A 10,318-nucleotide genomic window follows, 5' to 3' on the forward strand; every position below is an offset into this window, starting at 1 on the left:
GTGCCGATCCGCCACCGCCGCCGCCGCGGCTGTCACGCCCGCGGCCACCACCACCGCCGCCGCCATGTCCACCACCGCCGCCGGCACCCCGGCCGCCACCGCCGCCACCACCGGCGTGCCGATGGCCGCCACGGCCGGCGCCTTCGCCGATCACCATGCGGCCGAGCACGATCGGCTCGGGACGCTCATTGGCACCCGGCTCGAAGCCCGGCACGATTTCTTTCGGGATCTCGCGCTTGATCATCTTCTCGATGTCGCGCAGGAAGCCGTTCTCGTCGACGCACACCAGCGAGACCGCCTCGCCCAGCGCGCCCGCGCGGCCGGTGCGGCCGATGCGGTGCACATAGTCTTCGGGCACGTTCGGCAGCTCGAAGTTGACGACGTGCGGCAGCTGGTCGATGTCGATGCCGCGCGCCGCGATGTCGGTGGCCACCAGCACCTGCAGGTCGCCGGTCTTGAAGTCGGCCAGCGCCTTGGTGCGCGCGCTCTGGCTCTTGTTGCCGTGGATCGCCATCGCGCTGATGTCCTGCTTCAGCAGGTGCTCCACCAGCCGGTTCGCGCCGTGCTTCATGCGCGTGAAGACCAGCACCTGGTTCCAGTCGTTCGACTTGATCAGGTGCGTCAGCAGCTCTTTCTTCATCTCGCGGCCGACCGGATGGACCTTCTGCGCGATCGCGTCGTTGGTCTGGTTGCGGCGCGCCACTTCGATCAGCGCCGGCTTGTTCAGCAGGCGGTCGGCCAGCGTCTTGATCTCGTCGCTGAAGGTGGCCGAGAACAGCAGGCTCTGCTTCTGCGCCGGCACGATCGCCAGCACCTTCTTGATGTCGTGGATGAAGCCCATGTCGAGCATGCGATCGGCTTCGTCGAGCACGAAGATCTCGACGTGGCTCAGGTCGAGCGTGCGCTGCTGGTGGTGGTCGAGCAGGCGGCCGGGCGTGGCCACCAGGATGTCGACGCCCTTGCGCAGGCGGTCGATCTGCGGCTGCATGCCGACGCCGCCGAACATCACCATCGAGGTGAGCTGCAGGTACTTGCCGTAGGTGCGAACGCTTTCTTCGACCTGCGCCGCGAGTTCGCGGGTGGGGGTGAGGATCAGTGCGCGGATCGGCAGCTTGCCGCGTGCGTCGCGCACCGCCGGCTTGGCCGACAGGCGCTGCAGCATCGGCAGCGTGAAGCCGGCGGTCTTGCCGGTGCCGGTCTGGGCGCCGGCGAGCAGGTCGCCGCCGGACAGCACGGCCGGGATGGCCTGTGCCTGGATGGGGGTGGGGACGGTATAGCCCTGTTCGTGAACGGCACGCAGCAGGGGCTCGGACAAGCCGAGGGTGTCAAAAGACATGGGGATCCATCAGGAGATCGGCCCGTCGCCGAGAACTTCGGCGCCAGTCGCAGGCAGACGGTGAGGTGAGCGCGAGGCTCAGGTCAGGGATGACGGCAGCGAAGTGACTGGTGTCTGCGCTGGTGCCGGCATTCTACCTGCTGAACGCGATTTCATCGGCCGAACTGCGGGGTCGGCGCGGGCTTGATCCGCGCGCCGACGCGGCGCGGTCCGCGGAGCGGCGACAATACCGGTTTTGGCGCCGCGTTCTGCGGCCGGCCATTCCTGCTCCACCCCCAGCTCTTCCGCTCTCCAGGACCACACGCCATGGCTCAGTACGTATTCACGATGAACCGCGTGGGCAAGATCGTCCCGCCCAAGCGCCAGATCCTCAAGGACATCTCCCTCAGCTTCTTCCCCGGCGCCAAGATCGGCGTGCTCGGCCTGAACGGTTCCGGCAAGAGCACGCTGCTGAAGATCATGGCCGGCATCGACAAGGACATCGAAGGCGAGGCCACGCCGGCGCCCAACCTGCGCATCGGCTACCTGCCGCAGGAGCCGGTGATGGCGCCCGACCAGACGGTGCGCCAGGCCGTTGAAGAAGGCCTGGGCGGATCGCTGGCCGCGAAGAAGCGCCTCGACGAGGTGTATGCCGAATACGCCGAGCCCGATGCCGATTTCGATGCGCTGGCCGCCGAGCAGGCCGAGCTCGAAGCCGTCATCGCCGCCGCCGGCAGCGAGAACACCGACCTGCAGCTCGAGATCGCGGCCGATGCGCTGCGCCTGCCGCCCTGGGAAGCCGTGGTCGGCAAGCTGTCGGGCGGCGAGAAGCGCCGCGTCGCGCTGTGTCGCCTGCTGCTGTCCAAGCCCGACATGCTGCTGCTCGACGAACCCACCAACCACTTGGACGCCGAGTCGGTCGATTGGCTGGAGCAGTTCCTGAGCCGTTTCAGCGGCACCGTGGTGGCCATCACCCACGATCGCTACTTCCTCGACAACGCGGCCGAGTGGATTCTCGAACTCGACCGCGGCCGCGGCATTCCGTACAAGGGCAACTACAGCACCTGGCTCGACCAGAAGGAACAGCGCCTCGAGCAGGAGCAGAAGACCGAAGACGCGCGCACCAAGGCGATGAAGAAGGAACTGGAGTGGGTGCGCCAGAACCCGAAGGGCCGCCAGGCCAAGAGCAAGGCGCGCCTGGCCCGCTTCGAGGAACTGAGCGACGTCGACTACCAGAAGCGCAACGAGACCAACGAGATCTTCATCCCGGTGTCCGACCGCCTGGGCCACGAGGTGATCGAGTTCAGCAACGTCAGCAAGAGCTTCGGCGACCGCGTGCTGATCGACGACCTGAGCTTCAAGGTGCCGGCCGGCGCGATCGTCGGCATCATCGGCCCGAACGGCGCCGGCAAGTCGACGCTGTTCCGCATGATCGCCGGCAAGGAACAGCCGGATTCGGGCTCCGTGAAGGTCGGCCCGACCGCGAAGATGGCCTTCGTCGAACAGAGCCGCGAATCGCTCGAAGCCGACAAGACCGTCTGGCAGGACGTCTCGGGCGGGCTCGACAACATCATCGTCGGCAAGTTCGTGATGCCGTCGCGCGCCTACATCGGCCGCTTCAACTTCAAGGGCAACGACCAGCAGAAGCTGGTGGGCAGCCTGTCGGGCGGCGAGCGCGGGCGCTTGCACCTGGCGAAGACGCTGGCGCAGGGCGGCAACGTGCTGATGCTCGACGAACCGTCGAACGACCTCGACGTCGAAACGCTGCGTGCGCTGGAAGACGCGCTGCTCGAGTTCGCCGGCAGCATCATGGTGATCAGCCACGATCGCTGGTTCCTGGACCGCATCGCGACGCACATCCTCGCCTGTGAAGGCGATTCGAAGTGGGTGTTCTTCGACGGCAACTACCAGGAGTACGAGGCCGACAAGAAGCGCCGCCTGGGCGAAGAAGGCGCGAAGCCGAAGCGGCTGCGCTACAAGGCCCTGAAGTAAGGGCCTGCGCCGGTCAGAAGGCTCGCTGGCACGTCGCCAGCTTGTCCTTCGCCGGCATCGACAGCATCCGGTTCAGCTCGGAGTTGTAGGTGGCGCGGTAGCCGTCGCTCTTGCGCACGGCCGACAGGTCCGACTTGGTCTTGGCCGCCAGCTGCACGAGCATGTCCTGCCCCGGCTTCATGCTCTTCGGGTCGACCGGCGTGCAGACGTAGAGAACGGCATCGATGCCGGCCACCATCTGCTCGACGGCGTCGTCGGCATGGGCGGGCAGGCAGGTCACGAGGGCGGCAGCCAGCAGCCCCGGAATGGCAAACGCGGATTTCAAGCAACGGTCCAACGGTGAGACGCCCCGCGGGTACCTCATGGCAACCCGGCGGCATCGGATAACAACCACCGATTGTCCCGAAGTTCAGGCGCTTGCGCCTTCGGGTACACGCGAATGAGGGGTCACCCCCTAACTGTCGATTCCGTCACGACAACACTGAACGACAGCCCATTACATCGACATTTACACCGACATGTTCATGATGTCGGAGTAAGCCTGCACCAGCCGGTTGCGCACCTGCAGCGTGGCCTGGAACCCGATCTGCGATTTCTGCATCGCGACCATCGTCTCTTCGAGGCTGACCGTCGGGTTGCCCAGCGACACCTGGCGCTGCATCTCGTCCGACTTGTTCTGCGAATCGCTCACCGAGCGCAGCGCCTGCGTCAGCGCCTGCTGGAAGCCCGCGCCCTCGGTGGCCTTGCTGCTGTTGACCAGCGGCGTGCCGTTCGGGTTCATCCCCGCACGGGCCGCAGCCTGCGCGAAATTGAAGGGCTTGAGGGTGACGTCCATGGGAACGGACTGTAGACAAGGCCCTGAAGTCGGATGGGGCGAACTGCAGGCCATTTCCCAGGCTGTTCAACGCAATTGAAACCTCAAGTTTCCAAATAATCGCTTCCGTCAGCGGCCTTTGCCGTCACAGCACCAAGCGAACAACATGGACAACGCGGTCACCCTTGCCAACCCCAGCCAGCTCACCGTGCCGGCGGGGTTCGGCGCGCGCCTGGCGGCGCTGCCGGCCAAGAGCAAGGCAAGCCTCGGCCTCGGCATCGCGGCGCTGATCGCGGTGCTCGCCGCCATCACGCTGTGGAGCAGCCAGGGCGACTACAAGGTGCTGTACGCCAACCTGTCCGAGAAGGACGGCGGCGCGATCATTGCCCAGCTGTCGCAAATGAACGTGCCGTACCGCTATTCCGACGGCGGCGGCGCGATCCTGGTGCCGGCGGCACAAGTTCACGACCTGCGCCTGAAGCTCGCGTCGGCCGGCCTGCCCAAGGGCTCGATCGTCGGCTTCGAGCTGATGGACGGCGCCAAGTTCGGCCAGACCCAGTTCCAGGAACGCCTGACCTTCCAGCGCGGCCTCGAAGGCGAACTCACCCGCTCGATCACCGCGATGTCGGCGGTGCAGAACGCCCGCGTGCACCTGGCGCTGCCGAACCAGAACGGCTTCTTCCGCGAACAGCAGAAGCCGAGCGCCTCGGTGATGCTGACGCTGCACCCGGGCCGCACGCTCGACCGCTCGCAGATCGCCGGCATCGTGCACCTGGTGTCGTCCAGCGTGCCCGAGATGAACCCGAAGGCCGTCAGCGTGCTCGACCAGACCGGAACGCTGCTGTCGGCCGCGCCCGAAACCAGCAACGGCGCCGGCCTCGACGCGCAGCAGCTGCAGTACGTGAACCAGATCGAGGCCAGCTACAACAAGCGCATCCTCGACATCCTCGAGCCGGTGATCGGCCGCGACAACCTGCGCGCGCAGGTCACCGCCGACGTCGACTTCTCGCAGATCGAATCCACCGCCGAGGAGTTCAAGCCCAACCAGGGCGAGAACGCCCAGGCCAGCGTGCGCAGCCAGCAGAGCAGCGAGCAGATGGGCCAGAGCGGGGCCGGCGCCACCGGCATCCCCGGTGCCGCGTCGAACCAGCCGCCGGTGCCGGCGACCGCCCCGGTGACGGGCGCCGCCCAGCCGCTGCAGACCGCGCAGAACGGCGCCGCCAGCAACACCAACACCCGCAAGGAAGCCGTCACCAACTACGAGGTCGACAAGACCGTGCGGGTGACGCGCAACGCCACCGGCACCGTCAAGCGCCTGAACGCCGCCGTCGTCGTCAACCACCGCAGCGTGACCGACGCCAAGGGCAAGACCACCACCGTGCCGCTGACGCCCGACGAGATCGAGAAGCTCAACGTGCTGGTGCGCGAGAGCATCGGCTTCAAGCAGGAGCGTGGCGATTCGGTGAAGGTGATCAATGCGCCGTTCCGCATCGAGAAGATCGAGCCCGACACCACGCCGATCTGGAAGCAGCCGCAGACGCTGGACATGCTGCGCGCCGCCGCGGTGCCGGGCTCGCTGGCCCTGGTCGCGATGGTGATCGTGTTCGGGCTGATCCGCCCGGCGCTGAAGGCCGCGCTGCCGCAACCGCTGCCGCCGGTCGATGCGCGCGGCAACACGCTGGACGCGATGGTCGACGACGCCGAGTCGCTGCCGAAGCTCGGCCACGACGCCGCCGCGAAGCTGCCGATGCTCGAATCGCCGCGCATCAGCCCGACGCTGATCGCCGCCCGCGCCTACGCCAAGGACAACCCGGGTGCCGTGGCCAGCATCGTGCGCGACTGGGTCAGCGGCGAAGCCGCCTGATCCGCGGCCATCACAAGAACCACGGAAGAGACATGGACACCAAGGGACTGGAAGACGCGGCAATCTTGATGATGTCGCTCGGCGAGGAGGAAGCCTCCGAGGTGTTCAAGCACCTGACGCCGAAAGAGGTGCAGGGCCTCGGCGAAACCATCGCCAGGATGAAGACCATTCCGCGCGAGCGCGTGGAGACGGTGCTGGAGCGCTTCGCCAACCAGGCTCAGGAGCAGAGCCTGCTCGTCACCGACAACGACGAATACATCAAGACCGTGCTGCGCAAGGCGCTCGGCGACGACAAGGCCAACCTGCTGATCGACCGCATCCTGCAGGGCGGCGACACCAGCGGCATCGAGAGCCTGAAGTGGATGGACGCGAGCTCGGTGGCCGAGCTGCTGCGCAACGAGCACCCGCAGATCGTCGCGGCGATCCTGGTGCACCTGGACTACGACCAGGCCTCGTCGGTGCTGAAGTGCTTCACCGAGCGCCAGCGCAACGAGGTGGTGGTGCGCATCGCGACGCTCGACGGCATCCAGCCGTCGGCGCTGAAGGACCTGAACGACGTGATGAGCAAGGTGCTGGCCGGCGGCGACAAGCTGCGCAAGGCCTCGCTCGGCGGCGTGAAGACCGCGGCCGAGATGATCAACCTGATGGGCGGCAGCATCGAGACCTCGGTGCTCGACTACGTGCGCGAGGCCGACAACGAGCTGGCCCAGAAGATCATGGACAACATGTTCACCTTCGACGACCTGGAGAAGGTCGACGACAAGGGCATCCAGCTGCTGCTGAAGGAAGTGCAGTCCGAATCGCTGGTGATCGCGCTGAAGGGCGCGACGCCGGAGATGCGCGAGAAGGTGTTCCGCAACATGTCCACGCGCGCCGCCGAGACGCTGCGCGAAGACCTGGAATCGCGCGGCCCGGTGCGCGTCAGCGAGGTCGAGGCCGAGCAGAAGGAAATGCTGAAGATCGTGCGTCGCCTGAGCGACGAAGGCCAGATCGTGCTCGGAGGCGGCGGCGATGACCAGTTCCTCTAAGCCGAACGGCCCGCGGCAGGTGCCGCCGCCGCCCGGCTCGAAGCCGTCCAACAGCTACAGCCGCTTCATCCCGCGCGAGGAGTTGAACTCGTTCGCCGCGTGGACGCCGGGCTCGCTGTCCGGCGGCAACGAGACGCCGAACACCGGCGTGCACCGGCCCGAGCCGCCGGCCCCGCCGGCGCCGAACCCGGTCGACGAACTGATGGCGCAGCTCAAGCAGGTGCGCCAGACCGGCTACCAGGACGGCTACCGCGACGGGCTGGTCGCGCTCGACGGCTTCAAGCAGAGCTATGCGGCGCAGGTCACCGCGCAGGTCGGCGCGATCGTGCAGGGCTTCGGCCAGCAGCTCGACGACCTGCAGCAGGACATGGCGCGCGCGCTGGCCGTCACCGCCACGCAGCTGGCCAAGCAGATGGTGCGCAGCGAACTGAGCATGAAGCCCGAGCTGGTCGCGGTGGTCGCGACCGAGGCGGTCGACACGCTGCTGCTGAGCGCCCGCCACATCACCGTGCGGGTACACCCGGACGACCATGCGCTGGTCGCGCAGGGCGCGGCCGACGTGCTGGCCGCGCGCGGCGCGCGCCTGCTGTCCGATGCCGACGTGCTGCGCGGCGGCTGCCTGGTCGAATCCGACATCGGCGTGATCGACGCGACGCTCGAGGCGCGCTGGCGCCGGGTCGCCGCCTCGGTCGGCTGCGAACAGGAATGGGAAGGCGACGAACCGCCGCTGCCCGAGATCGACGAGAACGGTGAGCCCGCATGATCACGTCGAAGCAAGAAACAAAAGCTGTCGCCACTGCCGACAAGTGGCAGCGCTACCTCGGCGACCTGAAGAACTTCTCGGCCGATGCGATGCCGCTGGAGACGCAGGGCACGCTGGTGCGCGTGGCCGGGCTGGTGCTCGAGGCCGCCGGCCTGCGCGTGCCGGTCGGCTCGGTCTGCGAGGTGCGCATGGACGGCCAGCCGCCGGTGCTGGCCGAGGTGGTCGGCTTCTCGGGCGACCGCGCCTACCTGATGCCCACCGGCGAGATCCACGGCCTGGCCAGCGGCGCGCGCGTCGTGCCGCGGCCGTCGCCGATCGTGCCGCTGCTGCTGGGCGCGACGCAACACCAATGGCGGCGCAGCGAAGACCGCACGCTGCACCTGCCGATGGGCGACGGGCTGCTCGGCCGCGTCGTCGATTCGCAGGGCATGCCGATGGACCGCAAGGGGCCGCTCGGCAGCGTGCACAACGAGCCGCTGGTGCGCCGCCCGATCAACGCGATGGACCGCGACCCGATCCGCCAGCCGCTGGACACCGGCGTGCGCGCGATCAACGCGATGCTGACGGTGGGCCGCGGCCAGCGCATCGGGCTGTTCGCCGGCACCGGCGTCGGCAAGTCGGTGCTGCTCGGGATGATGGCGCGCTACACCGCGGCCGACGTGATCGTGGTCGGCCTGATCGGCGAACGCGGCCGCGAAGTGAAGGAATTCATCGAGGACATCCTCGGCGAGGAAGGCCTGCGCCGCTCGGTCGTCGTGGCCGCGCCGGCCGATGCGCCGCCGCTGACGCGGCTGCAGGGCGCGAGCTACGCGACCGCGATCGCCGAGCACTTCCGCGACCGCGGCCAGCACGTGCTGCTGCTGATGGATTCGCTGACCCGCTTCGCGATGGCACAGCGCGAGATCGCGCTGGCGATCGGCGAGCCGCCTGCCACCAAGGGCTACCCGCCGAGCTGCTTCGCGAAGCTGCCGCAGCTGGTGGAGCGCAGCGGCAACGGCATCCACGGCGTCGGCTCGATCACCGCGTTCTACACCGTGCTGAGCGAGGGCGACGACCAGCAGGACCCGATCGCCGATGCGGCGCGCGGCATCCTCGACGGCCACATCGTGCTGTCGCGCGAGCTGGCCGAGGCCGGGCATTACCCGGCGATCGACGTCGAGCGCTCGATCTCGCGGGTGATGAACAACGTCAGCCCGCAGGAGCACATCGACGCGGCGCGGCGCTTCCGCCAGCTGAGCGCGAAGTACACGAAGGCACGCGACCTGATCCAGCTGGGCGCGTATTCGCCCGGCCACGACAGCGAGCTCGATGCCGCCGTCAAGCTGCACGGCCCGATGGTCGAGCTGCTGCAGCAGGGCATGAACAAGCCGGCCAGCCTGAACAACAGCGTGCGGGATCTCCGCAAGTTGTTCGGCACCTGAATCACGACGATTGAAGGAGTACCTCGATGAGCAACGACCGTTCGATTGAACCGCTGATGGCGCTGCTGGGCCAGGCCGAGCGCGAGCGCGACGCCGCGATGGCCGAATCGCGCCGCGCGACCGACGCGCAATCCGCGGCGACCGCGCAGGCCGAACAGTTGACGACCTACCGCGGCGAGTACGAGGCGCGCTTTCGCGAGCAGTTCAGCCGCAGCAGCACGATGGACGTGATGCAGCACTACCAGGGCTTCATGCAGCGGCTGACGCTGGCGATCGACCAGCAGCAGCGCGTCGTCGTGCATGCGCAAGGCCGCGTCGAACGCATGCTGCAGCTGCTGCGCGAGCAGGAGATGCGCGTCGCCTCGGTGCGCAAGCTGCTGGAGCGCCGGCTGCAGGAGCTGCGCCTGGTGTCCGACCGCCGCGAGCAGAAGCAGACCGACGAGTTCGCCGCGCGGGCCGCGTGGAACCGGCTGAGCCAGGCCGGCGCCTCGCCGATGGCCTGAGCGCCGCAACGCTGACGAGCCCCCCGATCCACCGCTGAATCCACCGTCCAGGCACTTTCATGTCCGCTGCCGTGTCATCGTCCCTGCCGATCTTTTCCGCGAACAACCCGCAGGCGGTCACCTGGCCCCTGGCGCCGTCGCCCGAGGGGCCGCATGCCAATGCGTTCTCGCAGATGCTGAAGCAGCGACAGCAGGCGCAAGCGACACCGCCCGCCGCGGCGCCCGTGCCTGCCGCGCCGACCCCGAAACCTGCCGCAACGGCCCCGAAACCCGCCACGCCACCGGCACCCGCTGCGCAGAAGACCGCGCAAGCGCCCGCTCGCACGGCGGCGACCGAGCGTCCGCAGGCCGGGCAGAAGGCCGCCGAAGGCAAGGCACCTGCCGATGCCGAGGCCGCCTCCGGTGATGACACGACCGATGCCACCGCATCCGACAGCGCCGGATCGGCGACCGGGCTCGACCCGTCGCTCGGCAACTGGCTGGCCGGGCTGAACCTCCCGGCCGCGAGCACGCAGGCCGGCGGCAAGCTGGCGCGCGGCCAGGCCCAGGCCGGTGAGGCCGAATCGGGCGATGCGCTCGGCGGCCAAGCCGGCGCTGAAGGCGGCGGCCGCGGTGCAC

General features: G+C 68.3%; 9 protein-coding genes and 1 pseudogene. 7 read left to right on the forward strand and 3 right to left on the reverse strand.

Annotated features, from left to right (window positions below; translation table 11 throughout):
* Nucleotides 1-1,336: DEAD/DEAH box helicase (locus ACXJLU_RS31370; RefSeq protein WP_457337674.1), on the reverse strand; the 1,336-nt coding region annotated here is incomplete at its 3' end.
* 306 nt (nt 1,337-1,642) lie between these two features.
* On the opposite strand from ACXJLU_RS31370, the gene ettA reads away from it, so the two are divergent.
* Entirely contained in the window at nt 1,643-3,307 is a 1,665-nt protein-coding gene (gene ettA, locus ACXJLU_RS31375; RefSeq protein ID WP_457337675.1) for an energy-dependent translational throttle protein EttA, read from the forward strand.
* Nucleotides 3,308-3,320: 13 nt separating this feature from the next.
* Here ettA and ACXJLU_RS31380 read toward each other — a convergent pair whose 3' ends face one another.
* Both ACXJLU_RS31380 and fliE read right to left on the reverse strand, forming a co-directional pair.
* The gene (locus ACXJLU_RS31380) at nt 3,321-3,632 is read right to left on the reverse strand and encodes a hypothetical protein (protein ID WP_457337676.1); all 312 of its coding nucleotides are present in this window, start codon (nt 3,630-3,632) and stop codon (nt 3,321-3,323) included.
* A 183-nt stretch (nt 3,633-3,815) separates the two neighbouring features.
* Nucleotides 3,816-4,142 carry a flagellar hook-basal body complex protein FliE gene (fliE, locus tag ACXJLU_RS31385; RefSeq protein WP_489742400.1) on the reverse strand — a complete coding sequence of 109 codons (327 nt, stop codon included), beginning with the start codon at nt 4,140-4,142 and terminating at the stop codon, nt 3,816-3,818.
* Between the two features lie 145 nt (nt 4,143-4,287).
* Here fliE and fliF point away from each other — a divergent pair, with 145 nt between their 5' ends.
* The 6 genes and pseudogenes from fliF to ACXJLU_RS31415 all read left to right on the forward strand — a co-directional run.
* Nucleotides 4,288-5,985 carry a flagellar basal-body MS-ring/collar protein FliF gene (fliF, locus tag ACXJLU_RS31390; protein ID WP_073468369.1) on the forward strand — a complete coding sequence of 566 codons (1,698 nt, stop codon included), beginning with the start codon at nt 4,288-4,290 and terminating at the stop codon, nt 5,983-5,985.
* A 32-nt stretch (nt 5,986-6,017) separates the two neighbouring features.
* A complete protein-coding gene (gene fliG / locus ACXJLU_RS31395) occupies nt 6,018-7,013 on the forward strand; it encodes a flagellar motor switch protein FliG (RefSeq protein WP_457337677.1) in 996 nt (331 codons plus the stop codon).
* Nucleotides 6,997-7,776 carry a FliH/SctL family protein gene (locus tag ACXJLU_RS31400; protein WP_457337678.1) on the forward strand — a complete coding sequence of 260 codons (780 nt, stop codon included), beginning with the start codon at nt 6,997-6,999 and terminating at the stop codon, nt 7,774-7,776. Before fliG ends, ACXJLU_RS31400 begins: the two co-directional genes overlap by 17 nt.
* Nucleotides 7,773-9,197 (forward strand): flagellar protein export ATPase FliI, encoded by a 1,425-nt coding sequence (gene fliI, locus ACXJLU_RS31405; protein WP_457337679.1) that lies wholly within the window; start codon nt 7,773-7,775, stop codon nt 9,195-9,197. The genes ACXJLU_RS31400 and fliI overlap by 4 nt, the downstream gene beginning before the upstream one ends.
* Nucleotides 9,198-9,223: 26 nt before the next feature.
* The gene (fliJ, locus tag ACXJLU_RS31410; protein WP_457337680.1) at nt 9,224-9,700 is read left to right on the forward strand and encodes a flagellar export protein FliJ; all 477 of its coding nucleotides are present in this window, start codon (nt 9,224-9,226) and stop codon (nt 9,698-9,700) included.
* A gap of 59 nt (nt 9,701-9,759) precedes the next feature.
* Nucleotides 9,760-10,318: pseudogene (locus ACXJLU_RS31415) on the forward strand (hypothetical protein); the annotation flags it as partial.

This window comes from Rhizobacter sp. P5_C2 (assembly GCF_054049715.1).